This is a genomic window from Azospirillum brasilense, from assembly GCF_003349955.1.
GTDB lineage: Bacteria > Pseudomonadota > Alphaproteobacteria > Azospirillales > Azospirillaceae > Azospirillum > Azospirillum brasilense_B.
In genome coordinates, this window is sequence record NZ_QLKQ01000074.1 from 1 (window position 1) to 24440 (window position 24440).

A 24440-nucleotide genomic window follows, 5' to 3' on the forward strand; every position below is an offset into this window, starting at 1 on the left:
GGAGGGACCCGCGAAGCGGGAGGGTGGGGGCAACCGGTGCCGACGCTTACTCCAACGCGATCTCCCCCTTGATCTCATGCTCCAGCCCGACGCCCTCGACGGTCAGCACGACGCGGGCCTGGAGCGTTTCGTTGCCCTTCAGCTTTCCGGCCTCCATCGCTTCGGTCACGGCGCGCTCGATCTCGCGCTGCGAGGTGACGCCGACGACCTTCAGGTACTTCCGGATGCCCATGTTGAAGGTGTCGTGGTCCATGATGCTCCTCCCTCTCTGATCGCTCCCGGAGACAACCGTCGCGGCAACGCTTTGTCCCGTATCCCTCTCGCCCCCTGCGGCCCATTCAGGTGCCGTTCAGCCCGCTTTGTGCTAACTGGGGATGCCCTTTCGCCCGTCGGTTCCGACCATGAACGCCGCCCGTGCCGTCCTGCTGTCCCTGGCCCTTTTCGCCGCCCTCGCCGGTGCCGCCCTGCCGGCGGCGGCCGATGACGACCGCGACCATGAGCGGGCGCGGGAGGCGTTCCGCTCGGGCCGGGCGCTGCCGCTGGAGGCCATCGTCGCCCGCGCGCAGGCCGATTTCCCCGGCGACATCCTGGACGTCGAGTTCGAGGACGAGGATGGGCAGATCGTCTACGAGATCAAGACCATCACCGCCGAAGGCCGCGTCCTGAAGCTGAAATACGACGCCGCGACCGGCGACCTGCTGCGGGTGCGCGGGCGCAACGGGAAGGGCGAGGGCAAGGGCGAGGGCGGTCATCATGGGAAGAGGTGAGCGCCATGCGCCTGCTCGTCGTCGAGGATGATCCGGCGCTCGCCCGCCAGCTTGCCGAACGGCTGGAGGGCGAGGGCTACGCCGTGGACCGCGCCGCCGACGGCGAGGAGGGCCAGTTCCTCGGCGAGACCGAGCCCTACGACGCCATCGTCCTCGACCTCGGCCTGCCACGGGTGGACGGGCTGACGGTTCTGCGCTCCTGGCGCGCGCAGGGGATGACGGCACCGGTGATCATCCTGACCGCCCGTGGCGCCTGGACGGAGAAGGTCCAGGGCATCGACGCCGGGGCCGACGACTATCTGGCCAAGCCCTTCAGCATGGAGGAGCTTCTCGCCCGCATCCGCGCGCTGATCCGCCGCTCCAAGGGCCACGCCTCGGCGGAAATCGCCTGCGGCGGGGTGGTGCTGGACACCCGCTCGGGCCGGGTCACGCTGGACGGGCAGACGGTGGATCTGACCGGGCACGAGTTCCGCGTGCTCGATTACCTGATGCACCGCAAGGGCCAGCTCGTTTCCCGCACGGAGCTGACCGAGCACATCTACGCCCAGGATTTCGACCGCGATTCCAACACCATCGAGGTCTTCGTCGGCCGTCTGCGCCGCAAGCTGGGCGCCGACCTGATCAAGACGGTGCGCGGGCTCGGCTACAAGCTGGAGGCGCCGTGAGCGGGGGCGCGCGGCGGCTGACCGGGTCGCTGCGCTTCCGCCTGCTGGCCGGGGCGGCGGTGTGGATCGCGCTGGCCCTGGCGCTGGCCGGGCTGGTGCTGTCCGGCCTGTTCCGCGACCATGTGGCCCGCCGTTTCGAGGCGGAGCTGACCAACCAGCTCGACCAGCTCGCCGCCTTGGTCGAGCTGGGGGCGGACGGCGCGCCGCTGCTGCGCCAGCCGCTCAGCGACCCGCGCTTCCGCCGACCGCTGTCGGGGCTGTACTGGCAGGTCGGGCCGGGGAATGCGCCGCTCCTGCGCTCCCGCTCCCTGTGGGACGAGACGCTGGCCCTGCCGCCGGACGAGGTGGCCGACGGCGACATCCACCGCCACAGCGTCGCCGGCCCCGCCGGACGCCAATTGTCGGTGCTGGAGCGCGCCGTGACCCTTCCCAACGGAACAGCGCCCCTGCGCATGGCGGTGGCGCAGGACGAGGCGGAGCTGCGGGCGGTGGTGGCGGACTTCAACCGGGTGCTCTGGCTGTCGCTGGGGGCGCTGGCGCTGGCGCTGATCGCCGCGGTGATGGTCCAGGTGTCGGTGGGGCTGCGCCCGCTGGTCCGGTTGCGCGCCGAGCTGGCCGCGGTGCGCGCCGGGCGCCGGAAGCGCTTCGGCGGCGACTCCCCGCGCGAGGTGCAGCCGCTGCTCGACGATCTGAACGCCCTGCTGGACCATTCGGAGGAGGTGGTGGTGCGGGCGCGGCTCCAGGCCGGCAACCTCGCCCACGCGCTGAAGACGAACCTCGCCGTGCTGGCGAACGAGGCGGGGGGGGAGGCGGCCGCCCGGCGCGTGGCGGAGATGCGCCGCCACATCGACCACCACATGGCCCGCGCCCGCGCCGCCGCCGCCCGCGGCCTGCCCGGCGTCGCCACCCCGGTGGCCGACAGCGCCGGGGCGCTGGCGCGGGTCTTGGAGAAGCTTCAGAGCGGTGGTCAGGGCGGGGGCCGGGTGACCGTCGCCGTCCGCGTCCCGCGCGAGCATGTCTTCGCCGGGGAGCGCGAGGACCTTGACGAGATGCTGGGCAACCTGCTGGACAACGCCATGAAATGGGCGGGGTCGCGGGTGGAGGTGGCGTCGCGGCTGGAGGCGGGCGGGATGCTGGCGGTGGTGGTGGACGACGACGGGCCGGGCCTGCCCGCCGATCGGCGCGACGCCGTGCTGGCCCCCGGCGTGCGGCTGGACGAGAGCACGCCGGGCAGCGGCCTCGGCCTTGCCGTCGTGCGCGACGTGGCGCGGCTCTACGGCGGCGACCTGCGGCTGGGCGATTCGCCGCTCGGCGGGTTGCGGGTGGAGCTGGTGCTGCCGGTCGCGGCGTCCTGACCCGCGCAACATTCCTGTCACATCTCCGCGCTGGCGGCGGACCGTCCCTTGTGGTCTGAATGGCGTCCCTTCGCGTGCTCCGGAGACGGTGGATGACCCAGGCCGACAGCGCCAACGCACCCGGTGTGGACACCACCGGCCACGGGGTGAGCCTCGGCGAGGCCACGCGGGTCTGGGCGCGGATCGCGGCGTTGAGCTTCGGCGGTCCGGCCGGCCAGATCGCCATGATGCACCGCATCGTGGTGGACGAGAAGAGGTGGATCGGCGAGGAGCGGTTCCTCCACGCCCTGAACTACTGCATGCTGCTGCCGGGGCCGGAGGCGCAGCAGCTGGCCGTCTACATCGGCTGGCTGATGCACCGGACGGTGGGCGGGCTGATCGCCGGCGTCCTGTTTATCCTGCCCGGCGCGCTGGCCATCATGGCGCTCAGCCTGCTCTACGCGACGCTGGGGCACAGCGTGGCGGTGCAGGGGCTGTTCTTCGGGCTGAAGGCGGCGGTGCTCGCCGTCGTGCTGGAGGCGGTGGTCCGCGTCGGGCGGCGCACGCTGAGGAACGGGGCGATGGTCGCCCTGTCGGCGGCGGCCTTCCTGGCGATCTTCGCCTTCAATGTTCCGTTCCCGCTGATCATCCTGACCGCCGCCCTGATCGGTCTGGCCGGGGCGCGGCTGGGCGTCTCCGCCTTCCGGCCGATGCCGCACGGGCCGGCTGCGTCCACGCACGGGAGCAGCCTGCTGGGCGAGGACACGCCGGACCACGCCCGCCCCTCCACCGCCTGGTCGCTGCGCGTCGGGGCGGTGTGCCTCGCCCTGTGGCTGGGGCCGGTGCTGGCGCTGCTGCTGACGCTGGGGCCGGACAACACCTTCACCGGCATCGCCGTCTTCTTCTCCAAGATGGCGGTGGTGACCTTCGGCGGCGCCTACGCCGTGCTGGCCTATGTGGCGCAGCAGGCCGTGGAGACCTATGGCTGGCTCCATCCCGGCGAGATGCTGGACGGGCTGGGCATGGCGGAGACGACGCCGGGGCCGCTGATCATGGTGGTGCAGTTCGTCGGCTTCCTCGGCGCGCTGCGCGATCCGGGAGCGCTGCCGCCGCTGCTGGCCGGGGTGCTGGGCGGGCTGCTGACCACCTGGGTCACCTTCGTGCCCTGTTTCCTGTGGATCTTCCTCGGCGCGCCCTATGTCGAGGCGCTGCGCGGCAACCGGATGCTCGGCGCCGCGCTGTCGGCGATCACCGCGGCGGTGGTCGGGGTGATCCTGAATCTGGCGCTGTGGTTCGCCCTGCACACGCTGTTCGCCCGGCTGGAGCCGGTGTCGGTTGCCGGGATGAGCCTGGACCTGCCCGTCCTCGCCAGCGTCAACCCGCCCGCCCTGGCGCTGACTGTGGCGGCGGTGCTGGCGGTGTTCCGCTTCAAGGCGGGGATGCTGCCCACCCTGGGTGCCTGCGCGCTGGCCGGGGTGGCGCTGCGCATGGCGGGGGTGGCGTAGCGGGACGAAGGCCGCGCCCGGACCGGCGCGGCCCTGCCGCCATCAATGCATCTCCTGAACCTGGGCGATGCGTTCGGTGATTCCTTCGAGGCGGCGGGACAGCTGGTCCTCGTCCTCCGGCGCGATCTGGCCCTTGCGTTGGGCAAGCCGCAGGGCCGCTTGCGCCTCCTCCAGGCAATCGAGCGTGTGACGCACGTAGTCGTGTTGGGCCATGCCCCCATCCTCCTCTGCCGTTCTGCAACCAAAGCGAAACAGACCGGTACGGATGGGGTTCCACCTTCAGGCGGGGCCTATCCCGGCCGGACAGATCGGCTCAGAAGTCCAGATCGGGTCAGAAATCCAGGTCGGCGTAATGGCGGGGCGGCGGGCAGCCGGGGACGCTGTCGGCCAGCAAGCCGCGGAAGCTGGGGCGCGACTTGATGCGGGCGTACCAGTCCTTGGCCTCCGGCACCTTGTCCCACGGCACGTTGTCCACGTAATCGACGCAGGACAGCGCCGCCGCCGCCGCGATGTCGGCCACCGTGAAGCTGGAGCCGGCCAGCCAGGGGCGCCGTTCCGACAGGAAGGCGATGTATTCCATGTGGTACTGGATGTTCGCCAGACCGGCGCGGATCGCCGGGGCGTAGGGGTGGCCCTGGCCGGACAGCCGCTTGATCAGCTTCTCGCCGACCAGATTCTCGGTCACCTCGCGGTCGAAGGTCCGGGTGAACCAGTCGACGATCCGGCGCACCTCGGCGCGGGCCGCCACCTCCCGCGGCATCAGGGCCACGTCGGGATAGGCCTCCTCCAGATACTCCAGCACGGGCAGCCCGCCGGCCACGACGGTCCCGTCCTCCTCCACCAGCACCGGCGGCTCGCCGGCGGGGTTGAGCATCAGGAAATCCTCGCGCCGTTCCCACGGCTTCTCGATGACTGGGTCGAAGGGAAGACCCTTCTCGGCCAGCATCACCCGCGCGACGCGGGACAAGGGATGGAGGGGGTGGTGATGGAGTGTCCGCATGCCGGGCCGGACTGTAGCGTATGGGGAGCGTGGAAAACAGTCTGCGCTTTGGCGTGTGACGCCGCTCCTTCGGCTTATGGATCAACCGTGCCGGGAGGGTGTCAAAGGGCGGATTTGCGGTAGACCACCAGGGGTTCCGCATCCCCTCCGGTTTCGGCGGCGGGAACCGGGGTCCAGCCGTTGTGCTCGTAGAAGGCGCGGGCCGCCGCGTTGCGCGACGCGCAGGCCAGTTCGGCGGAGCCGCGCAGCAGGGTCAGCGCCTCGCGCAGCAGCGCGCTGCCGATGCCCTGCCCGCGCCACAGCGGGTCGATGAACAGGGTGTGGATGAAGCGCTCGCCGGCATCGACGGAGACGAAGCCGACCACGCAGCCGCCGGCTTCCGCCACCAGCACCTCTTCCCCGTCCACGCAGTCGTAATAGTCGTCCAGGCCGAACCGGTCCTCGGGCTGCCAGGAAAAGGCGGCGCGGCGCCCGTGCAGGAAGATGTCGGCGCAGCGCGGCCCGTCGGCCGCCGTGGCGAAGCGAATGTCGATGCGCAAGCCGTCCTCTGCCGGCATGACGCCCTCCCGTGTGGTTGCGGATGCTCCCAGGCGGTCCTAACAACCCATTCCGCACCAGATTATTCCAAGAACCGGCGCCCTGAAAAGGACGCCCATGCCGCCGCCGGCGTGAAAAACGGCGGCCCGGTTGCCCCGGACCGCCGTTTCGCATATGCGCAATCGCCCTGTGATTTAATCCGTGGGTTTTACTCCGCGGAAATGGCCTTCGGCAGATGGACCGGCACTTCCAGGCGGTTCAGCATTTCCTTCGGAACCACCTGCCAGAACTTGGTCACCTCACGCGCCCAGTCGTTGAGGATCTCGGCGGCGAAGCGGCTCTGCGTCTCCGCCACATGCTCCTCGATCAGGTGCTTGAGCTGGCTCTCGTAATGGCCGACCTCGATGCGCTGGAAGATCACGCTCTCGTCGTTGATGTACAGCGGCAGGCTGTCGTCCAGGTCATAGACATAGGCCATGCCGCCCGTCATGCCGGCGGCGAAGTTGTCGCCGACGCGGCCGAGGATGACCGCCGTGCCGCCTGTCATGTACTCGCAGCCGTTGGAGCCGCAGCCCTCGACCACCACGGTAGCGCCGGAATTGCGGACGGCGAACCGCTCGCCGGCCTGGCCCGCGGCGAACAGCTTGCCCGCCGTCGCGCCGTAGAGGACCGTGTTGCCGATGATCGTGTTCCTGTTGGTCTCCAGCGGGCTGGAGGTCGTCGGACGGACGACGATGGTGCCGCCCGACAGGCCCTTGCCGACATAGTCGTTGGCGTCGCCCATCACCTCAAGCTTGATGCCCTGCACCGCGAAGGCGCCCAGCGACTGGCCGGCGGTGCCGCGCAGGCGGATGGTGATGTGGCCGGGCTGCAGCCCGAACATCCCGAACTTACGCGTCACCATCGAGGACAGCCGCGTGCCGATGGCACGCTGCGTGTTGCGGGCGTTGTAGGCGAGCTGCATCTTCTCGCCCTCCTCGAACAGCGGGCGGGCGTCGGCGACGATGCGGGCGTCCAGCGTGTCCGGCACCTCGTTGCGGCCCTGCAGCGTGCAGTAGCGGGCGTTCTCGCCGGGATCGACCTGGGCCAGCAGCGGGTTCAGGTCGAGGTCGTCGAGATGCTCGGCGCCGCGACTGACCTGATGGAGCAGGTCGGTGCGGCCGATCACCTCGTTCAGCGAGCGGAAGCCCAGGCCGGCCAGGATCTCGCGCACTTCCTCGGCGAGGAAGGTGAAGAGGTTGACGACCTTCTCCGGCGTGCCGACGAACTTCTGGCGCAGCTTGTCGTCCTGCACGCAGACGCCGACCGGGCAGGTGTTGCTGTGGCACTGGCGGACCATGATGCAGCCCATGGCGATCAGGCTGGCCGTGCCGATGCCGAACTCCTCGGCGCCCAGCATGGCGGCGATCACGATGTCGCGGCCGGTCTTCAGGCCGCCGTCGGTGCGCAGCCGCACGCGGTGGCGCAGGCGGTTCAGCGTCAGGACCTGATGGACCTCCGACAGGCCCATCTCCCAGGGCAGGCCGGCGAACTTGATCGAGGTCTGCGGGGAAGCACCGGTGCCGCCGCTGTTGCCGGAGATCAGGATGATGTCGGCGTTGGCCTTGGCGACGCCCGCGGCAATCGTTCCGATACCGGAACGGCTGACCAGCTTCACCGTCACTTTCGCATCCGGATTGATCTGCTTCAGGTCATAGATGAGCTGGGCGAGATCCTCGATCGAGTAGATGTCGTGGTGCGGCGGCGGGCTGATGAGCATCACGCCCGGCGTCGAGTGACGCAGCCGCGCGATCATCTCGGTCACCTTGAAGCCGGGGAGCTGGCCGCCCTCGCCGGGCTTGGCGCCCTGGGCGACCTTGATCTCCAGCTCGCGGCACTGGTTCAGGTACTCGGCGGTGACGCCGAAGCGGCCCGAGGCCACCTGCTTGATGGCGCTGTTCCAGTTGTCGCCGTTCTTGTCCGGGCGGAAGCGCGCCGGGTCCTCACCGCCCTCGCCGCTGTCGGACTTGGCGCCGATGCGGTTCATGGCGACGTTCAGCGTGCCGTGCGCCTCCGGCGACAGGGCGCCCATGGACATGCCCGGCGTGATGAAGCGCTTGCGGATCGCGGTGATGCTCTCCACCTCGTCCACCGGCACCGGGGCCTTGGTGGAGCGCAGCTCCAGCAGGTCGCGGAGCTGCATCGGCGGGCGCTTGTTCACCTGCTCGCTGTACTTCTTGAAGGTGGTGTAGCTGTCGTTGGTCACCGCCTGCTGCAGCGTGTGGATCACGCCGCCTTCCCAGCCGTGGCGGTCGCCCGACTTGCGGAAGCGGTAGAAGCCGCCGACCGGCAGGGCCACGACCTCCTCGTTGTAGGCGGTGGCGTGCTGTTCCAGCACCTTCTTCTGGATGCCGTTCAGGCCGATGCCCGAGATGCGGCTGACCATCGCCGGGAAATGCTCGGCGACCAGAGCACGCGACAGGCCGATGGCCTCGAAGTTGCCGCCGCCGCGGTAGCTGCTGATGACCGAGATGCCCATCTTGGACATGATCTTCAGCAGGCCGTCGTCGATGGCCTTCTTGTAGTTGGCCATGCCCTTTTCCAGCGGCATGGCGCCGAACAGGCCGCGGCGGTGACGCTCGGCGATGGCCTCCTGGGCGAGGTAGGCGTTGACCGTGGTGGCGCCGACGCCGATCAGCACGGCGAAGTAGTGGGTGTCCAGCCCCTCCGCCGTGCGCACGTTCAGCGAGGTGAAGGTGCGCAGGTTGGAGCGGATCAGGTGCGTGTGCACGGCGCCGGTGGCGAGGATCGCCGGGATGGCGGCGCGCGCCGGGCCCATCGCCTCGTCGGTCAGGATGACGTGGGTGGCGCCGCCGCGAACGGCGTCCTCCGTCTCCTGGCGGATGCGGCGCAGCGCGTCGCGCAGGGCCTCCGGGCCGCCACCAGCATTGGCATCCACCGGGAAGGTGGCGTCGATCTCGGCGGCCGTGTCGCCCATGTAGTCGCGCATGGCGCGGAATTCGGCGGTCGTCAGGACCGGCGATTCGAGCTGCAGCAGGCGGGTCTGCGTCTCGTCCTCGTCCAGGATGTTGCCGAGGTTGCCGAGCCGCGTCTTCAGGCTCATCACCCGGCGCTCACGCAAGCTGTCGATGGGCGGGTTGGTGACCTGGGAGAAGTTCTGGCGGAAGAAGTGGTGCAGGCCGCGGTACTTGTCGGACAGCACGGCGATGGGGCTGTCGTCGCCCATCGAGCCGATGGCCTCCTTCCCGTCCTCCACCATCGGGTGCAGGATCAGTTCCATGTCTTCCATGGTCAGGCCGAAGGCCTGCTGGCGGCGGCGCAGCTCGGCCTTGTCCATGTCCGACGGCTCGCCCTTCAGCGAGGCGGTCTTGACCAGCTCGTCCAGGTGGGTGGTGTTCTGCACCCACTTGTCCCACGGCTTGCCGGCGGCGAGATGGTCCTTCAGCTCGCGGTCGCGGTAGAGCTTGCCGGACTGCAGGTCGACGGCGATCATCTCGCCCGGGCCGAGGCGGCCCTTCTCGATGACCTGGGCCTCGTCGATCTTCACCATGCCCGTCTCGGACCCGCCGATGATCAGGCCGTCGGTGGTGATCGTGTAGCGCATCGGGCGCAGGCCGTTGCGGTCCATGCCGCCGACGACCCAGCGGCCGTCGGTCATGGCCAGCGCGGCAGGGCCGTCCCACGGCTCCATGACGGAGTTGCAGTACTGGATCAGCGCCTTGTGGTTGTCCGGCGTGGTCTGCGAGCTGGTCAGCGCCTGCGGCACCAGCATCATCTTGACCATCGGGGCGGTGCGGCCGGCGCGGACCATCACCTCGAACACGGTGTCGAGCGAGCCGGAGTCCGACAGGCCGACGCCGATCACCGGCTTCAGGTCCGCCATGTGGCTGCCGAAGGCCGGATGCTCCATCCGGGTCTCGTGCGCCTTCATCCAGTTGACGTTGCCCTTGACCGTGTTGATCTCACCGTTGTGGGCGAGCATGCGGAAGGGCTGGGCCAGCGGCCAGGTCGGGAAGGTGTTGGTCGAATAGCGCTGGTGGTAGATGGCGAAGTCGGACTCGAACCGCTCGTCCAGCAGGTCCGGGTAGAAGGTGGTCAGCTGCTCCGCCAGGAACATGCCCTTGTAGATGATCGAGCGCGCCGACAGCGAGCAGATGTAGAAGTCGTTGATCTGCTCACCCTTCACCGCCTTCTCGATGCGGCGGCGGATGATGTAGAGGTCGAGCTCGAACTGCTCGTCGGACACGCCCTTGTTGTTGCCGACGATGATCTGCTCGATCTCCGGACGGGTCGCGTTGGCCTTCTCGCCGATGATGTCGACGTTGATCGGCACCTGACGCCAGCCGTAGATGTAGTAGCCGAAGGCCAGGATCTCGGTCTCGACGATGCAGCGGCAGGCTTCCTGCGCGTCCAGGCTGATGCGCGGCAGGAAGACCTGGCCGACGGCCAGCTTGTTGTCCGGCGCGCGGTGGCCGATGACCTTCACATGGTCCTTGAAGAACTTCTGCGGCACGGCGACGTGGATGCCCGCACCGTCGCCCGTCTTGCCGTCGGCGTCCACGGCACCGCGGTGCCAGACGGCCTTCAGCGCCTCGATGCCTTTCTCGACCACCGAGCGGCGGGGCTTGCCGTCGATCGCGGCGATGAAGCCGACGCCGCAGGCGTCGTGCTCATCCTCCGGGTTGTAGGCGTTGGCAGTGGTCAGCGCCGCGGCGTTGGCGCGGAAGTCGGCGACGAACTGCTCACCCTGGTTCAACTCGGTGGTCATCGGTGGACCCTTTCAATCAGTCTGTTCGACGGGGGCAGTCTGTTTTGAAGGGGGACTTCGCCCCTTCACCCCCGCCAGGGGCCGAAATGGACCCCTGGAACCCGCGGAATTGTGGATTGTTGCGGCTTTTATTCCGCCGCGACGGCGACCGGCGCCTCGGCCTTCGCCTTGGCGTAGGCGTGGATGCCCTCCGCCGCGTCGCGGCCGTCGCGGATGGCCCACACCACCAGCGAGGCGCCGCGCACGATGTCGCCGGCGGCGAACACACCGTCCATGTTGGTCATCTTGGTGCGATGATCGACCAGCAGCGTGCCCCAGCGAGTCACCTTCAGCTCCGGCTCGTCGAAGGCGTTCGGCAGGTCCTCGGGCTCGAAGCCGAGCGCCTTGATGACCAGATCGGCCTGGACCGTGAACTCCGACCCCTCGATCACCTGCGGGGTCTGGCGGCCGGTGGCGTCGGCGACGCCGAGATGGATGCGCACGGCGCGCACGCCGGTCACCACGCTGTCACCGGTAAAGCCTTCCGGGGCGGCCTGCCAGATGAACTCCACGCCCTCTTCCTCGGCGTGGGCGACCTCGCGCTGCGAGCCCGGCATGTTCTTGCGGTCGCGGCGGTACAGACACTTGACGGACGTGGCGCCCTGGCGGATGGCCGTGCGCACGCAGTCCATGGCGGTGTCGCCGCCGCCCAGAACCACCACATGCTTGCCAGCGGCGTTCAGGGAGCCGTTCTCGTACGCCTCCACCGTATCGCCCAGGCTGACCTTGTTGGAAGTGGTCAGGTAGTCCAGCGCCGCCACGATGTTGCCCAGCCCCGAGCCCGGCGCCTTGATGTCGCGCGCCTTGTAGACGCCGGTGGCGACCAGCACGGCGACGTGCTTGCGGCGCAGCTCCGGCAGGGAGGCGTCGCGGCCGACCTCGAAGTTCGGGTGGTAGACCACCCCGGCGTCGGCCAGAAGCTTCACGCGGCGCTCGACCACCGACTTCTCCAGCTTGAAGCCGGGGATGCCGTAGACCAGCAGGCCGCCCATGCGGTCGTAGCGGTCGTAGACGTGCACCTCGTAACCCTTGGCGCGCAGCTCCTCGGCGGCGGCGAGGCCGGCCGGACCGGCGCCGATGACGCCGACCGACACGCCCAGCTCACGCGACGGCTTGCGCGGCTTCACCCAGCCCTGATCCCAGGCGGTGTCGTTGATGTACTTCTCCACCGAGCCGATGGTGACGGCGCCGTGGGTGGACTGCTCGATGACGCAGTTGCCCTCGCACAGGCGGTCCTGCGGGCAGATGCGGCCGCAGATCTCCGGGAAGTTGTTGGTGGACTGGGAGACCTCGTACGCCTCCTCCAGCCGGCCTTCGGAGGTCAGCTTCAGCCAGTCGGGGATGTTGTTGGAAACCGGGCAGTGCACCTGGCAGAAGGGAACGCCGCACTGCGAGCAGCGGTTGGCCTGCTCGTTGGCGCGCTCGTCGCTGAAGCGGGCGTAGATCTCGGCGAAATCCTGGCGGCGCTCCGCGGCCGGGCGTTTGTCGGGCATCCGCTGCGCGGTGTGCACGAAGCCCAACATCCTCTGGTTCGCCATAACGCCTGCTCCTTCTTCCCGTGTCCCGTGCATGGGGACGGCGCCGGCGGCCGGGCGACCCTTTTTCGCGCCGAGGGGGCACGGGAAGGGGCGTGGCCGCAGTGAAAACGAAAGCCCGCGGTCACGCGGTCTGAACGTCATATACCGCAAGCGACGGCGCCGCGCGAGCATATTTTCGTCGTTAGGACAGCATGGCTGACCAAAGCGTGACTCGATGTCGCGGAGGCTTCCGTAGACGGCGGGAGTGCCTGAAAAACAAGCAAGAATATTAGGGCCGATCCGGGACTATCGCCCAATTAGGGGTATCGCCCCATGGGTCGTCGCCTTCGCCATGTTGCGCTGCTATAAGCCGGACATTGCCATCCGCCATCCTGTCAGAGGCCAAGCGCCGCATGCTGATCGACCAATATCTGGACGCCGCTCTGCTCGGCCTGATCGAAGGGCTGACCGAATTCCTGCCGGTCTCGTCCACCGGCCACCTGATCATTTTCGACACCCTGCTGGGCTTCGAAGGCCCGCCGGGCAAGGTGTTCGAGGTGGTGATCCAGCTCGGTGCGATCCTGGCGATCTGCACGGTCTATTTCGCCCGTCTGTGGAACGTGGTCACCGGGTTGAAGGACGATCCGGGCGCCCGCCACTTCGCCATGGCGGTGATCCTGGCCTTCCTGCCGGCCATGGTGCTGGGGGCGGCGCTGCACGGCGTCATCAAGGCGGTGCTGTTCAACCCGACGGTGGTCAGCATCGCGCTGATCGTGGGCGGCATCGGCATCCTGATGGCGGAACGGCTGGTGCCGGTGCCGCGCTACACCCAGATCGAGCGCTTCCCGGCGCCGCTCGCCCTGAAGATCGGCCTGTGCCAGTGTCTGGCGCTGGTGCCGGGCGTGTCGCGCTCGGGCGCTACGATCATCGGCTCGCTGCTGATGGGGGTGGACCGGCGGACCGCCGCGGAGTTCTCCTTCTTCCTGGCGATCCCGACCATGGCCGGCGCCACGGTCTACGACCTCTACAAGAACTGGAGCCTGATGAACGTCGACTCCGCGCTGCTGATCGGGGTCGGCTTCGTCACCGCCTTCGTCGCGGCGGCGCTGGTGGTCAAGATGCTGGTCGACTTCGTCGGGCGCTACGGCTTCGCGCCCTTCGCCTGGTACCGCATCGCCATCGGCACGGGGATGCTGGCGTTCCTCTATCTCTGAACGAACCCCTCCGGCGCGTCTCAGCCCTGCCGGGCGACGGCGCGCGAGGAGGCCGCGGCGATGACCAGGGCCAGCGCGGCGACCAGGGCGAAGGAAAAGCCCACCGTGCTGGCCTCCGCCACGAAGCCGAGCAGGGCCGGGCCGGTCAGCACCCCGGCGTAGCCGAGGGTCGCCACCGCGGCGATGGCTTGGCCGGCCTCCCCCTCCGCCTTGGCCCCGGCGGCGCTGAACAGCACCGGCACCACGTTCGACAGGCCGAGCCCGGTCAGCCCGAACCCGGCGACCGCCACCACCGGCCCGCCGCCGGTCAGCGCGACCGCCAACCCGGCGAAGGCCAGCACCGCCCCGGCGCGGACCAGCAGCGGCCCGCCGAAGCGCTGGCGCAGCCGGTCGCCGCAGAAGCGGCCCACCGCCATGGCGCCGGAAAAGACGGCGAAGCCCAGCGCCGCGATCGACGCCGCACCCCCCAGATCCTCGCGCAGATAGACGGCGCTCCAGTCGAGGATCGCGCCCTCGCTCATGAAGGCCAGGAAGGTCAGCGCGCCGAGCAGCAGCGTGCCGCGGTCGGGCAGGGCGAGGCCCGTCGGCTCGGCCTGCTGATCGGCGCTTCCGGGCAGGAAGCGGCGGTGCAGCGCGAAGAACAGGGCGAGCAGCGATGCCGCGAGGAGAGACGCCTGGAGCGGCGGCGGCAGGATCTGCAGCAGCAGGCCGCCCACCCCGGCGCCGAACAGGCCGCCCAGGCTCCACATGCCGTGCAGCGACGACATGATCGGCCGCCCGAGATGGCGTTCCACCAAGGCGCCGTGGGCGTTCATCGCCACGTCCATGGTGCCGCCCGCCGCCCCGAACAGGAACAGCACGGCGCACAGCGACAGCAGGTCCGGCATCAGCGCCGGAAGCGGCAGGATCACGGCGAAGGCGACGGCGGTGAGCCGGATCACCGGCGCGCTGCCGACGCGGCCGAGCAGCGGGCCCGAGCCGACCATCGCGGTCAGCGCCCCGGCGGCGAGGCAGAGCAGGGCGACGCCGAGCACGCCGGGGCTGAGGTCCAGGTGATCCTTGATCGCCGGGATCTGGGTGGCCCAGACGCCGAAGACCGACCCGTTGACGAAGAAGGCCGCCAGGGAGGCCAGCCGGGCGCCCGGCGCGCGGTCGGCGAATTCCCGTATGGTGAAATCCTGCGTTGCGGCCTGCATGACTCCCCACGCTCCTTCCGTCGCTCCGATGAAGGGGCCAGATGCGGCAGGCGGGCGCGGGAATCAAGGCTGCGCGCCGCAGGGCACCCTTGCGCGGCTCTTTCGTACGGGATGGCAAGCCCGCGAAACGGCGAAAGCCCCGGCGGCGGGCCGGGGCTTTCCTTGGGGCTTTCCTTGTCGATGGCGCGGGTTGTCGATGGCGCGGGGCCGTGACGGTCAGTGCGCGCCGGAATGATTCCCGGCGTCGCGCGGCGTCGTGTTGGAGCGGCCGCCGACGATGTAGCGCGACAGGTAGGTCGGCAGGATGACCTCGCAGCTCGACAGGTTGGTGATGCCCAGCTCCTTGAAGCCCGGCGCGCCGGCGGCGGCGACGTTGTCGGTCCGCAGCATCTCCACCTGATCGCGGGTCAGCGGCGGGGCGACGATCGGCGGCACCTTCTCCAGCAGGCCGCCCAGCGTCTCCGCGATGTTCCAGGGAACCGGGACGAGGAAGCGCTTGCGGCGGATCTCCCGCAGCATGAGCTGCATCAGCTCCTTGAAGCTGTAGACGCGCGGCCCGCCCAGCTCGAAGGTCTTGCCGGCTGCCGAGTCCAGCGTCGCGGCGGCGGCGATGGCGTCGGCCAGATCGCCCACATAGACCGGCTGGAACTTCGTCGCCCCGCCGATCAGCGGCAGCGCCGGGGAGACCTGCGCCATGGCGGCGAACTTGTTGAAGAAGCCGTCCTCCGGCCCGAAGACGATGCTCGGGCGGATGATGGCGGCGCCGGGGAAGGCCTGGGAGACCGCCTGCTCGCCCGCCGCCTTGGACTTGGCGTAGGCCGAGGCCGACCGGGCGTCGGCGCCGATGGCCGAGACGTGGACGAGACGGCGCACGCCGCTGGCCTTGGCGATGCGGGCGATGCGCGCCGGGGCGTCGACATGCACGGTCTGGAAATTCCAGGCGCCACGCTCGTACAGCGTGCCGATCAGGTTGATGACGGTGTCCGCGCCCTGGATGGCCCGCGCCACGGACTGGTCGTCCTTCACGTCGGCGGCCATCGGCACGATCTGGCCGACCGAACCGGCCGTCTTCAGGAAGTTGGCCTGGTTCGGATGGCGCGACACCACGCGCACGATGGCGCCGGTCTTGGCGAGGCGGCGAATGAGATGGCGGCCGACGAATCCCGAACCGCCGAACACCGTGACCACTTCAGAGCGATAGGACATCGACCTTCTCCCGTGCCGTTGGGCCCGCAAATTCCTGTCGTCCGGCGGCCGCCAAGCGGGGCGGGGCGACCGGATCGGGGCTTGCTTATATAGAAACCTCCCGGAAGAGGCTAGGGCCTGACGCGCCGCCCGCGGCCCATTTCGCGCCCGGCCGGGCTTTCGGCGCGAAAGTGAAAAAAAGCTGTTGACGGGTCTCCGCCAGCCGGCTACATAAGCGGCCCACACCGAGCCCAGGTGGCGGAATTGGTAGACGCGCAGGTTTCAGGTACCTGTGGCAGAAATGTCGTGGAAGTTCGAGTCTTCTCCTGGGCACCATATCTACCCGGCTGCGCCGCATGCTACGGACCTCCCCCAGCGGGACGGACAGGTAGCAGAGCGGCGTTCGTCGTTTCTGGGGTCCGTGGCCGGGGGCCGTCCTACACGAGCGGGAAGCCACCCAATGCCCATCGACCTCCATGACGGCGACCTGCCGGACGGTCTCGACCTGAAGTCCCTCGCCCGCGGCGGCGCCGTCGCCATCGACACCGAGACCATGGGGCTGAACCCCCACCGCGACCGGCTGTGCCTGGTCCAGCTGTCCCCCGGCGACGGCACGGTCCATCTGGTCCAGTTCCGCAAGGGCGAATACGACGCTCCGAACCTGAAGCGCCTGCTCGCCGACCCCGAGGTCACCAAGCTGTTCCATTTCGCCCGCTTCGACGTGGCGGTGATGCGGGCCTATCTCGGCGTCGTCTGCCAGCCGGTCTACTGCACCAAGGTCGCGTCCAAGCTGGTCCGCACCTTCACCGACAAGCACGGGCTGAAGGATCTGGTGAGGGACCTGCTGGGGGTGGAGCTGTCCAAGCAGCAGCAGTCCTCCGACTGGGGTGCTGCGGAGCTGACCCCGGAGCAGATGAAATACGCCGCCTCCGACGTGCTGCACCTGCACGACCTCAAGGAAAAGCTCGACGTCATGCTGGCGCGCGAGGGGCGGACCCATCTCGCCAAGGCCTGCTTCGACTTCCTGCCGGCCCGCGGGGAACTGGACCTCGGCGGTTGGGAGCAGCCGGACATTCTGTCGCATTGAGGGCCGTCATCCCGAAAAGCGGCCCGGTGGAATAGGTCAAGCCCTCCGGACGTTGATTTGACCGGACGCGCGCGGGTGGGCATACTGCCCGCGCGGCGGCTGGCCCGTTGTCGCGGATACCCGCGCCGCCAGTCGGAGTACCCTTTCTCGGCCCCTTGGGCCAACCAGAAGAGGCAAGCACCGCCTTGACGAGCCTGACCGCAACCAGCCCGGCATCCAGCCTGATCGATCGCCCGGCCGACGGCCCGCCGGATGCCGCGGCCGGCCGCGACATCGCAAGCGCCCGGCGCGTCCTGCGGATGGAGGCCGACGCCCTGACCGCGCTGGCGGACGGGCTGGACGGCGCCTTCGTGCGCGCGCTGGACCGGCTGGCCGGGATAACCGGGCGCGTCGTCGTCTCCGGCATGGGCAAGTCCGGCCATGTGGCGCGCAAGATCGCCGCGACCCTGGCCTCCACCGGGACGCCGGCCTTCTTCGTCCATCCGGGTGAGGCGAGCCATGGCGACCTCGGCATGATCGCCCGGCAGGACGCGGTGATCGCCCTGTCCAATTCCGGCGAGACGCATGAGCTGTCGGACATCGTCGCCTACACCCGCCGCTTCGACATCCCGCTGATCGGCATCACCCGGCGCGCCGGCTCCTCCCTGGCCGAGCAGTCGGACGTGGCGCTGGTGCTGCCGCCGGCGCCGGAGGCCTGCCCGCTGGGGCTGGCCCCGACCACGTCGAGCACGATGATGCTGGCTCTGGGCGACGCCCTGGCGGTGGCGCTGCTGGAACGGCGCGGCTTCACGGCGGCGGATTTCAAGCAGTTCCACCCCGGCGGCCAGCTCGGCCGGGCGCTGCTGAAGGTGACCGACGTGATGCACAAGGGCGGTGATATGCCCCTGTGCGCCTTGGATACGCCGCTTTCCACCGTCATATTCGAGATGACGGCGAAGCGGTTGGGCTGCGTCGGCGTGGTGGACGCCACGGGCGCGCTCGCCGGCGTCATCACGGACGGCGACCTCCGCCGCCACCTGACGCCCGAACTGTGGGCGGAGCGCGCCGACAGCATCATGTCGCCGCGCCCCAAGACGATCCGCCCCAAGGCGCTGGTCGAGGAGGCGCTGCGGGAGATGAACGAGAAGCAGATCACCAGCCTGTTCGTGGTGGAGGCGGACCGGCCGCTCGGTGTTGTGCACATTCACGATTGCCTGCGCGCCGGGGTGGCGTGACGGGCAGCCGGAGGACGGTTGACGCCATGGACAGCGACCTGAAGGATCGGACGGTGAACACGCAGGAGCGGAGCGCGGACGCGCCTTCCCTCGCCGCGCGGCTCATGGCCATGCCGGGAGCGACGTCGGAGCCGATGTCCGACGGCGAGGCCGCCAAGCGCGTCCACAGGCGCCGGGAGATCCGCCCGGTCAGCCGGGTCTACAGCCGTTTTGTCGCCGGAATGAAATTCGCGCTTCCGGCGCTGGCGCTGGCGGTGATGGCGCTGATCGCCGTCTGGCCCTCGCTGACCGAACTGCCGACCCTGCGCATCTCCGCCGACCAGGGCCAGCTTGAGATGATCAAGCCGCGCTACGTCGCGGTGGACGAGGACAACCAGCCCTTCTCGCTGGTGGCGGCGAAGGCCGACCGCATCGCCGACCAGCCGGACATCATGCTGCTCGACCAGCCGGAGGCCGAGATGACCCAGACCGACGGCACCTGGGTGACCATCCGCTCCGACAAGGGCTGGTACAATCAGGTCACCGGCATCCTGAAGATGCGTGGCCATGTCCGCGTCATGCGCGACGACGGCAACGAATTCACCACCGAGGAAGCGGACTCCGACATCCGCAAGGGCACCGCCTGGGGCGATGTCCATGTCGTGGGCCAGGGGCCGCAGGGCGTCATCAACGCCGAAGGCTTCCGTCTGTCCGACCGTGGCAAGACGATGGTGTTCCTGAACCAGTCCAAGGCCGATGTCCAGGCCGCCGAAAGCCCCGGAGGAAAGACGCGTTGAGTGCAGCCACACCTGCAGCCACCTTTGCGGCCCCGCTGCTGGCCGCGTTCCTCCTGTTGTCGGGGGCGTCCGTCCCGGCGGCGGCGCAGGGGCTGCCCGGCCTCGGCGGCGGTCCCAACCCGGTCGAGGTCAACGCCGACAAGGCCATCGAGTGGCACCAGGACGTGCGCGCCTACGTGGCGCGCGGCAACGCCTCGGCCAAGCGCAGCGACAGCACCGTCTACGCCGACGTGCTGACCGCCTATTACCGCGAGGTGCCCGGCAAGGGGAACGAGGTGTTCCAGCTTCTGGCCGAAGGCAACGTGCGCATCGTCAGCCCGACCCAGGAGGTCTTCGGCGAGCGCGGCGTCTACGACGTGGACAAGCAGGTCGCCGTGGTCACCGGGCGCAACCTCAAGCTGGTCACCCGCACCGACATCGTGACGGCGCGCGATACGCTGGAATATTACGAGGCCAAGAACCTGACGGTGGCGCGCGGCGACGCCGTGGCCGTGCGCATCGCCAACGGCGACCGGCTGCGCGCCGACATCCTGATCGGCCAGCTCAAGAAGATGCCGGACGGCTCGACCCAGATGGAGCGCATCGACGGCGCGGGCAGCGTGGTGGTGACCACCGCGACCGACGTGGCGCTGTCGGACAAGCTGGTCTATTCGGTGGCCGACGAGACGGCGGTGCTGCTCGGCAACGTCAAGATCACCCGCAACGACAACCAGCTCAATGGCGACGCCGCCGAGATGAACATGAAGACCAGGGTCAACCGCGTGATCGCCGGACCCGCCACCGGCGGGCGGGTGATGGGCCTGCTGATCCCCGGCCAGGAGCCGGGCGCCCCGGGCGGCGCCTCGCCCGGTGGCCGGTCCTCCGCCCAGCCGGGCGGCACGCCCACCGCGCAGCCGGGCGCCAAGCCCGCCGCGAAGCCCTGACGACCCGGCAGCGAATCAATGGCCATGGACATCGAAGACCGGGACCTCGGCGGCCCGACCCTTTCCGCCTCGAACCCGTCGGGCCTGCCCGCGGGCCAGTCCGCCACCGACGCGCGCCCCGCCGAAGGGCTGGTGGCCCTGCATCTCGGCAAGGCCTACAAGAAGCGCCCGGTCGTCCGCGACGTGACCGTGACGGTCCAGCGCGGCGAGGCGGTCGGCCTGCTCGGCCCCAACGGGGCGGGCAAGACGACCTGCTTCTACATGATCACCGGGCTGATCGCCGCCGATTCCGGGACCATCCTGCTCGACGGGCAGGACATCACGGCGCTGCCCATGTACCGCCGGGCGCGGCTGGGCATCGGCTATCTGCCGCAGGAGGCGTCGATCTTCCGCGGCATGTCGGTGGAGAACAACATCCGCTCCGTGCTGGAGGTGGTGGAGCCCAACCGCGACACGCGCGAGCAGATGCTGGACGAGCTGCTGGCGGAGTTCTCGATCACCCACCTGCGCCGCGCCCCGGCGCTGGCCCTGTCGGGCGGCGAGCGGCGGCGCGTCGAGATCGCCCGCGCCCTGGCCTCCCAGCCGCACTTCATCCTGCTCGACGAGCCGCTGGCCGGCATCGACCCGATCGCGGTGAACGACATCCGCGAGCTGGTCAGCCACTTGCGCGACCGTGGCATCGGCGTGCTGATCACCGACCACAACGTGCGCGAAACGCTCGACCTCGTCGATCGGGCATACATCTTGCACGATGGTGTGGTACTAATGGAGGGAGAACCGGCCGAGATCGTGGCGCACGAGGACGTGCGCCGGGTCTACCTCGGGGACCGGTTCAGCCTCTAGTGCGGTTTCCCTGCCCATGGCGCTCAGCCAACGCCTCGATCTTCGTCAGACCCAGTCCCTGGTGATGACTCCGCAGTTGCAGCAGGCCATCAAGCTGCTGCAGCTGTCGAACATCGAATTGTCGGACTTCGTGGACCGCGAGATCGAGCAGAACCCCCTGCTGGAACGCGAAAGCGGTCCCGGCGAGGGAGGGGGCGAGGGCGGCGGTGAGGCTGGCGGCGATGGCGCCGGCGAGAGCCGGGGCGAGCCCGGCGTGGTGGACCTCGCCGCGCCGGAGGAGCGCCAGCCGCCGATGAGCGACGGGCGCACCCGCGACACGGTGGAGATGACGTCGTCGGAGACGATGGGGTCGGCGTCCGACGCGCCGCTCGACACCGATTTCGAGAATGTCTATTCCGACGACCGCTTTTCCGACGGGACGGACGGCTCCAGCGACGTCTACGGCTCCTGGCAGGAGCGCGGCGGGCGCGGCGGCTTCGAGGACGACGAGTCCAACCTGGAAGCCACGCTGACCGGCCAGAAGAGCCTGCGCGACCATCTGACCGAACAGCTGAAGATCGACCTGCCGGACCTCGGCGACCAGCTCATCGGTCTGGCGCTGATCGACATGCTGGACGAGGCCGGCTGGATCACCGGGCTGGAGATGGAGAGCCTGGCGGGGCAGCTCGGCTGCGCGCCGGAGCGGGTGGAGCGGGTTCTCGCCGCCTGCCAGCGCTTCGACCCGCCGGGCATCTTCGCGCGGTCGCTGAAGGAATGCCTGGCGATCCAGCTGCGCGAGAAGAACCGCTTCGACCCGGCCATGGAAGCCCTGCTCGACCATCTGGAGCTGCTGGCGGCGCGCAACCTGCCGGCGCTGATGAAGGTCTGCGGCGTCGACGCCGAGGACGTCGCCGACATGGTGGCGGAGATCCGCAAGCTGAACCCCAAACCGGCGCTCAGCTTCGACCACACGCCCGCCCAGCTCGTCACCCCCGACATCCTGATGCGCGCCAACCCCGGCGGCGGCTGGCTGATCGACCTGAACCCGGACACATTGCCGCGGGTGCTGGTCAACCACCGCTATTTCGCGCGCATCTCCGGCACCGCCCGCAACAAGGCGGACAAGGAATACATCACCGAACGCTTCCAGTCGGCCAACTGGCTGGTCAAGTCGCTGCACCAGCGCGCCACCACGATTTTGAAGGTGGCCAGCGAAATCATCCGGCAGCAGGACGCCTTCTTCATCCACGGCGTCTCGCATCTGAAGCCGCTGATCCTGCGCGACATCGCCGAAGCGATCGGCATGCACGAGAGCACGGTCAGCCGCGTCACAACCAACAAGTTCATGGCGACGCCGCGCGGCGTGTTCGAGTTGAAGTATTTCTTCACCTCCGCCATCCAGGGGGCCGATGGGCAGGCGGCCCACTCGGCGGAGGCCGTGCGCTACCGCATCAAGGCGATGATCGACGCCGAGAAGCCGGAGGACGTGCTGTCGGACGATAAAATCGTCGAAATCCTTCGTGGTGAAGGGATCGACATTGCGCGTCGGACGGTCGCGAAGTATCGTGAAGCGATGCGAATTCCGTCATCGGTGCAGCGACGCCGTGCCAAGATGTCACGCATGTAACCGGGCCGGGAGGGGGCCGTCCTTGATTGACAGCCCATACCGCCGTCACTATGGTCCCCGTCCGCACGTGGCGGCCTTCCGTCGTCCTATGTCTATCGCGGACCAGATTGGAAACATCCCAAAATGCAACTGACCGTCAAAGGCAAGCAGCTTGACGTTGGCGACGCTCTGCGCAGCCACGTCGCGGACAGCCTGAACACCATCGTCGGCAAGTACTTCAACAAGCCGATCGAGGCCAACGTCGTCCTGACGCGCGAAGCGCATCTGTTCAAGGCCGACATTCAGGTGCACGTCGGTCGTGGGATCGTCCTTCAGAGCGCGTCCGACGCCACCGAGCCGTATCCCGCCTTCGACACCGCATGCGAGAAGCTGGCCAAGCGCCTGCGCCGCTACAAGCGCCGTCTGCGCGACCACCACAGCGTCGAAGCTCCCGCGCAGGAAGCCTTCCCGGCCCGCTACCAGATCCTGGAAGCGGAAAAGGACGAGGTCCATGTGGAGAGCGAGGAGGCCGCCGCCGAGGAGGCGCAGCCCATCGTGATCGCCGAGATGGAAACCAACATCGCGACCCTGGCGGTCAGCGAGGCGGTGATGCGCATGGAACTCGCCGACGCTCCGGCGCTGATGTTCCGCAACGGCGCCCATGGCCGCCTGAACCTGGTCTACCGCCGCGCCGATGGCAACATCGGTTGGGTGGACCCGGCGGAGAAGGCCGGCGCCTGAGTCCGGTCTCTGTTCCAACCACACCCATAGCGTCATGCTCGATCTCATCACGCCGCACGCCATTCTCCCGAACCTCAAGGCCGGCAGCAAAAAGCAGGCCCTGCAGGACTTGGCGCGCAAGGCGTCCGAGCTGACCGGCCAGCACGAACGGGCGATCTTCGACGTCCTTCTGGAGCGCGAGCGGTTGGGCACCACCGGCGTGGGGCATGGCATCGCCATCCCCCACGGCAAGCTGCCCAACCTCGACCGCGTCCATGGCGTCTTCGCCCGGCTGGAGCGGCCCATCGACTTCGATGCGATCGATGAGCAACCGGTTGACCTGATTTTCCTGCTGTTGGCTCCGGATCATGCCGGCGCCGACCATCTGAAGGCGCTGGCCCGCGTGTCGCGCCTGCTGCGTGACCAGTCCATGTGCGAGAAGCTGCGCGGTTCGGACTCGGCGGACGCGATCTACGCGCTCCTGACCCAGCACGAGGCCAGTCACGCGGCGTAAGGCGCGTTTCCTTGAGAACACGAAAAACGGGAGAGCCGCCGGCTCTCCCGTTTTTTGTTGTCCGGCACCCGGAGCCGCCGTCTTTCCAGACCGTGGCGGCGAGGCGTACGTATGTACGTCCGTACGCCTCGCCGCCACCCTGTACGTTCAGGCCCGCTCGGCCCAACCCATGTAGTTCACGTCGAGATCGCGCGGGTTCAGCCGGAACTCGTCGGACAGCGGGTTGTAGGTGATGCCGGTCAGGTCGCGGACCGCCATCCCTTCGGCGCGCAGGGCGGCGGCGACCTCGCCGGGGCGCAGGAACTGGCGCCAGTTGTGGGTGCCGCGGGGCAGCCAGCGCAGGATGTACTCGGCCCCGACGATGGCGAGCGCGAAGGACTTCGGCGTGCGGTTCAGCGTCGCCAGGAACAGCGCGCCGCCCGGCGCGGTCAGCGCCGCGCAGGACCTCACGAACAGCGGCACGTCGGCGACATGCTCGATCACCTCCATCGCCAAGACGGCGTCGAAGCGCTCGCCGCTGGCGGCCAGGGCCTCGGCGGTGGTGGCGCGGTAATCGACGGGGGTGCCGGTCTCCGCGGCGTGGGCGGCGGCGGTGCGGACGTTGCGCTCGGCCGCGTCGACGCCGACCACGGTGGCGCCCATGCGGGCGACCGGCTCCGCCAGCAGGCCGCCGCCGCAGCCGATGTCGACGATGCGCAGGCCCTTCAGCGGCTCCGCCGCCAGCGGGTCGCGGCCCAGGCGCCGGCACAGCGTGTCGCGGATGTAGGCCAGCCGCAGCGGGTTCAGCCGGTGCAGGGGCCGGAACTTGCCGGTGGGGTCCCACCATTCCGCGGCGATGGCCGAAAAGCGGGCGATGTCCTGGGGGTCGACAGTGCCTGCGGTGCCTGCGGTTCCGGCGGTCGCGGTCATGAAAGAAATCCCGTATGCTTGGATTGCGAGAACAATTGCGGGGCGAACTTGCCTCGCTGTGAGCGACAGAGTATGGATACGCCGCCCCGCGCCGGCAACGGTAGAGCGGGGGCGCGGACTGCCGGCTTTTGTGCCGGCCCAG

At 69.2% G+C, this 24440-nt stretch carries 22 protein-coding genes and 1 tRNA gene; 14 read left to right on the forward strand and 9 right to left on the reverse strand.

Going from position 1 to position 24440, the window contains the following annotated elements; genetic code table 11:
• Nucleotides 1–46: 46 nt before the first annotated feature.
• A complete protein-coding gene (locus DXK32_RS25550; protein ID WP_114861073.1) occupies nucleotides 47–253 on the reverse strand; it encodes a DUF6494 family protein in 207 nt (68 codons plus the stop codon).
• A 148-nt stretch (nucleotides 254–401) separates the two neighbouring features.
• Here DXK32_RS25550 and DXK32_RS25555 point away from each other — a divergent pair, with 148 nt between their 5' ends.
• The 4 genes from DXK32_RS25555 (at nucleotide 402) to chrA (ending at nucleotide 4271) form a co-directional block, all read left to right on the forward strand.
• Entirely contained in the window at nucleotides 402–767 is a 366-nt protein-coding gene (locus tag DXK32_RS25555; RefSeq protein WP_114861074.1) for a PepSY domain-containing protein, read from the forward strand.
• A gap of 5 nt (nucleotides 768–772) precedes the next feature.
• Nucleotides 773–1432: a response regulator gene (locus tag DXK32_RS25560; protein ID WP_114861075.1), complete on the forward strand. Its 660-nt coding sequence runs from the start codon at nucleotides 773–775 to the stop codon at nucleotides 1430–1432.
• On the forward strand, nucleotides 1429–2787 hold the full coding sequence (locus DXK32_RS25565; RefSeq protein ID WP_114861076.1) for a sensor histidine kinase: 1359 nt from the start codon (nucleotides 1429–1431) through the stop codon (nucleotides 2785–2787). Before DXK32_RS25560 ends, DXK32_RS25565 begins: the two co-directional genes overlap by 4 nt.
• Before the next feature lie 92 nt (nucleotides 2788–2879).
• Nucleotides 2880–4271, forward strand: a complete 1392-nt coding sequence (gene chrA / locus DXK32_RS25570) for a chromate efflux transporter (RefSeq protein ID WP_114861077.1) — start codon at nucleotides 2880–2882, stop codon at nucleotides 4269–4271.
• Between the two features lie 42 nt (nucleotides 4272–4313).
• Here the strand turns inward: chrA and DXK32_RS32370 are convergent, their stop codons facing one another.
• The 5 genes from DXK32_RS32370 to DXK32_RS25590 form a co-directional block, all read right to left on the reverse strand.
• Nucleotides 4314–4484 (reverse strand): hypothetical protein, encoded by a 171-nt coding sequence (locus DXK32_RS32370; RefSeq protein ID WP_014198041.1) that lies wholly within the window; start codon nucleotides 4482–4484, stop codon nucleotides 4314–4316.
• A gap of 118 nt (nucleotides 4485–4602) precedes the next feature.
• On the reverse strand, nucleotides 4603–5271 hold the full coding sequence (locus tag DXK32_RS25575) for a glutathione S-transferase family protein (RefSeq protein WP_114861078.1): 669 nt from the start codon (nucleotides 5269–5271) through the stop codon (nucleotides 4603–4605).
• 101 nt (nucleotides 5272–5372) lie between these two features.
• Nucleotides 5373–5828, reverse strand: coding sequence for a GNAT family N-acetyltransferase (locus tag DXK32_RS25580; RefSeq protein ID WP_114861079.1), 456 nt, complete (start codon nucleotides 5826–5828; stop codon nucleotides 5373–5375).
• A gap of 188 nt (nucleotides 5829–6016) precedes the next feature.
• Nucleotides 6017–10576, reverse strand: coding sequence for a glutamate synthase large subunit (gene gltB / locus DXK32_RS25585; RefSeq protein ID WP_114861080.1), 4560 nt, complete (start codon nucleotides 10574–10576; stop codon nucleotides 6017–6019).
• Between the two features lie 128 nt (nucleotides 10577–10704).
• Entirely contained in the window at nucleotides 10705–12153 is a 1449-nt protein-coding gene (locus DXK32_RS25590; protein ID WP_114861081.1) for an NAD(P)-dependent oxidoreductase, read from the reverse strand.
• A 392-nt stretch (nucleotides 12154–12545) separates the two neighbouring features.
• Between DXK32_RS25590 and DXK32_RS25595 the strand changes: the two genes are divergently transcribed.
• Nucleotides 12546–13346: an undecaprenyl-diphosphate phosphatase gene (locus DXK32_RS25595; protein ID WP_114861082.1), complete on the forward strand. Its 801-nt coding sequence runs from the start codon at nucleotides 12546–12548 to the stop codon at nucleotides 13344–13346.
• 20 nt (nucleotides 13347–13366) lie between these two features.
• Here the strand turns inward: DXK32_RS25595 and DXK32_RS25600 are convergent, their stop codons facing one another.
• Both DXK32_RS25600 and DXK32_RS25605 read right to left on the reverse strand, forming a co-directional pair.
• A complete protein-coding gene (locus DXK32_RS25600) occupies nucleotides 13367–14542 on the reverse strand; it encodes an MFS transporter (protein ID WP_114861083.1) in 1176 nt (391 codons plus the stop codon).
• Nucleotides 14543–14758: 216 nt separating this feature from the next.
• Nucleotides 14759–15748 carry a complex I NDUFA9 subunit family protein gene (locus DXK32_RS25605; RefSeq protein WP_114861084.1) on the reverse strand — a complete coding sequence of 330 codons (990 nt, stop codon included), beginning with the start codon at nucleotides 15746–15748 and terminating at the stop codon, nucleotides 14759–14761.
• Nucleotides 15749–15976: 228 nt separating this feature from the next.
• Between DXK32_RS25605 and DXK32_RS25610 the strand changes: the two genes are divergently transcribed.
• The 9 genes from DXK32_RS25610 to ptsN all read left to right on the forward strand — a co-directional run bounded on the left by DXK32_RS25610 (nucleotide 15977) and on the right by ptsN (nucleotide 23389).
• Nucleotides 15977–16063, forward strand: a tRNA-Leu gene (locus tag DXK32_RS25610).
• Nucleotides 16064–16187: 124 nt separating this feature from the next.
• Nucleotides 16188–16814, forward strand: a complete 627-nt coding sequence (locus DXK32_RS25615) for a ribonuclease D (RefSeq protein ID WP_114861085.1) — start codon at nucleotides 16188–16190, stop codon at nucleotides 16812–16814.
• 185 nt (nucleotides 16815–16999) lie between these two features.
• On the forward strand, nucleotides 17000–18028 hold the full coding sequence (locus DXK32_RS25620; protein ID WP_114861086.1) for a KpsF/GutQ family sugar-phosphate isomerase: 1029 nt from the start codon (nucleotides 17000–17002) through the stop codon (nucleotides 18026–18028).
• 26 nt (nucleotides 18029–18054) lie between these two features.
• Nucleotides 18055–18804 (forward strand): LPS export ABC transporter periplasmic protein LptC, encoded by a 750-nt coding sequence (gene lptC / locus DXK32_RS25625; protein WP_114861087.1) that lies wholly within the window; start codon nucleotides 18055–18057, stop codon nucleotides 18802–18804.
• The gene (locus tag DXK32_RS25630) at nucleotides 18801–19727 is read left to right on the forward strand and encodes an LptA/OstA family protein (RefSeq protein ID WP_114861088.1); all 927 of its coding nucleotides are present in this window, start codon (nucleotides 18801–18803) and stop codon (nucleotides 19725–19727) included. Before lptC ends, DXK32_RS25630 begins: the two co-directional genes overlap by 4 nt.
• 18 nt (nucleotides 19728–19745) lie before the next feature.
• Nucleotides 19746–20570, forward strand: a complete 825-nt coding sequence (lptB, locus tag DXK32_RS25635) for an LPS export ABC transporter ATP-binding protein (RefSeq protein WP_205215828.1) — start codon at nucleotides 19746–19748, stop codon at nucleotides 20568–20570.
• A gap of 16 nt (nucleotides 20571–20586) precedes the next feature.
• The gene (rpoN, locus tag DXK32_RS25640; RefSeq protein WP_114861089.1) at nucleotides 20587–22176 is read left to right on the forward strand and encodes an RNA polymerase factor sigma-54; all 1590 of its coding nucleotides are present in this window, start codon (nucleotides 20587–20589) and stop codon (nucleotides 22174–22176) included.
• 123 nt (nucleotides 22177–22299) lie between these two features.
• Nucleotides 22300–22896, forward strand: coding sequence for a ribosome hibernation-promoting factor, HPF/YfiA family (gene hpf, locus DXK32_RS25645; protein ID WP_114861090.1), 597 nt, complete (start codon nucleotides 22300–22302; stop codon nucleotides 22894–22896).
• A 34-nt stretch (nucleotides 22897–22930) separates the two neighbouring features.
• A complete protein-coding gene (gene ptsN / locus DXK32_RS25650) occupies nucleotides 22931–23389 on the forward strand; it encodes a PTS IIA-like nitrogen regulatory protein PtsN (RefSeq protein WP_014198055.1) in 459 nt (152 codons plus the stop codon).
• A 147-nt stretch (nucleotides 23390–23536) separates the two neighbouring features.
• On the opposite strand, the gene ubiG is transcribed toward ptsN, so the two are convergent.
• The gene (gene ubiG, locus DXK32_RS25655; protein WP_114861091.1) at nucleotides 23537–24298 is read right to left on the reverse strand and encodes a bifunctional 2-polyprenyl-6-hydroxyphenol methylase/3-demethylubiquinol 3-O-methyltransferase UbiG; all 762 of its coding nucleotides are present in this window, start codon (nucleotides 24296–24298) and stop codon (nucleotides 23537–23539) included.
• Nucleotides 24299–24440 lie beyond the last annotated feature (142 nt).

Excerpts from the sequence above, each read along its gene's own strand:
- DXK32_RS25550 (WP_114861073.1), bottom strand. The coding sequence starts at position 253 with ATGGACCACGACACCTTCAACATGGGCATCCGGAAGTACCTGAAGGTC.
- DXK32_RS25555 (WP_114861074.1), top strand. The coding sequence starts at position 402 with ATGAACGCCGCCCGTGCCGTCCTGCTGTCCCTGGCCCTTTTCGCCGCC.
- DXK32_RS25560 (WP_114861075.1), top strand. The coding sequence starts at position 773 with ATGCGCCTGCTCGTCGTCGAGGATGATCCGGCGCTCGCCCGCCAGCTT.
- chrA (WP_114861077.1), top strand. The coding sequence starts at position 2,880 with ATGACCCAGGCCGACAGCGCCAACGCACCCGGTGTGGACACCACCGGC.
- DXK32_RS32370 (WP_014198041.1), bottom strand. The coding sequence starts at position 4,484 with ATGGCCCAACACGACTACGTGCGTCACACGCTCGATTGCCTGGAGGAG.
- DXK32_RS25575 (WP_114861078.1), bottom strand. The coding sequence starts at position 5,271 with ATGCGGACACTCCATCACCACCCCCTCCATCCCTTGTCCCGCGTCGCG.
- DXK32_RS25580 (WP_114861079.1), bottom strand. The coding sequence starts at position 5,828 with ATGCCGGCAGAGGACGGCTTGCGCATCGACATTCGCTTCGCCACGGCG.
- gltB (WP_114861080.1), bottom strand. The coding sequence starts at position 10,576 with ATGACCACCGAGTTGAACCAGGGTGAGCAGTTCGTCGCCGACTTCCGC.
- DXK32_RS25590 (WP_114861081.1), bottom strand. The coding sequence starts at position 12,153 with ATGGCGAACCAGAGGATGTTGGGCTTCGTGCACACCGCGCAGCGGATG.
- DXK32_RS25595 (WP_114861082.1), top strand. The coding sequence starts at position 12,546 with ATGCTGATCGACCAATATCTGGACGCCGCTCTGCTCGGCCTGATCGAA.
- DXK32_RS25600 (WP_114861083.1), bottom strand. The coding sequence starts at position 14,542 with ATGCAGGCCGCAACGCAGGATTTCACCATACGGGAATTCGCCGACCGC.
- DXK32_RS25605 (WP_114861084.1), bottom strand. The coding sequence starts at position 15,748 with ATGTCCTATCGCTCTGAAGTGGTCACGGTGTTCGGCGGTTCGGGATTC.
- DXK32_RS25615 (WP_114861085.1), top strand. The coding sequence starts at position 16,188 with ATGCCCATCGACCTCCATGACGGCGACCTGCCGGACGGTCTCGACCTG.
- lptC (WP_114861087.1), top strand. The coding sequence starts at position 18,055 with ATGGACAGCGACCTGAAGGATCGGACGGTGAACACGCAGGAGCGGAGC.
- lptB (WP_205215828.1), top strand. The coding sequence starts at position 19,746 with ATGGCCATGGACATCGAAGACCGGGACCTCGGCGGCCCGACCCTTTCC.
- rpoN (WP_114861089.1), top strand. The coding sequence starts at position 20,587 with ATGGCGCTCAGCCAACGCCTCGATCTTCGTCAGACCCAGTCCCTGGTG.
- hpf (WP_114861090.1), top strand. The coding sequence starts at position 22,300 with ATGCAACTGACCGTCAAAGGCAAGCAGCTTGACGTTGGCGACGCTCTG.
- ptsN (WP_014198055.1), top strand. The coding sequence starts at position 22,931 with ATGCTCGATCTCATCACGCCGCACGCCATTCTCCCGAACCTCAAGGCC.
- ubiG (WP_114861091.1), bottom strand. The coding sequence starts at position 24,298 with ATGACCGCGACCGCCGGAACCGCAGGCACCGCAGGCACTGTCGACCCC.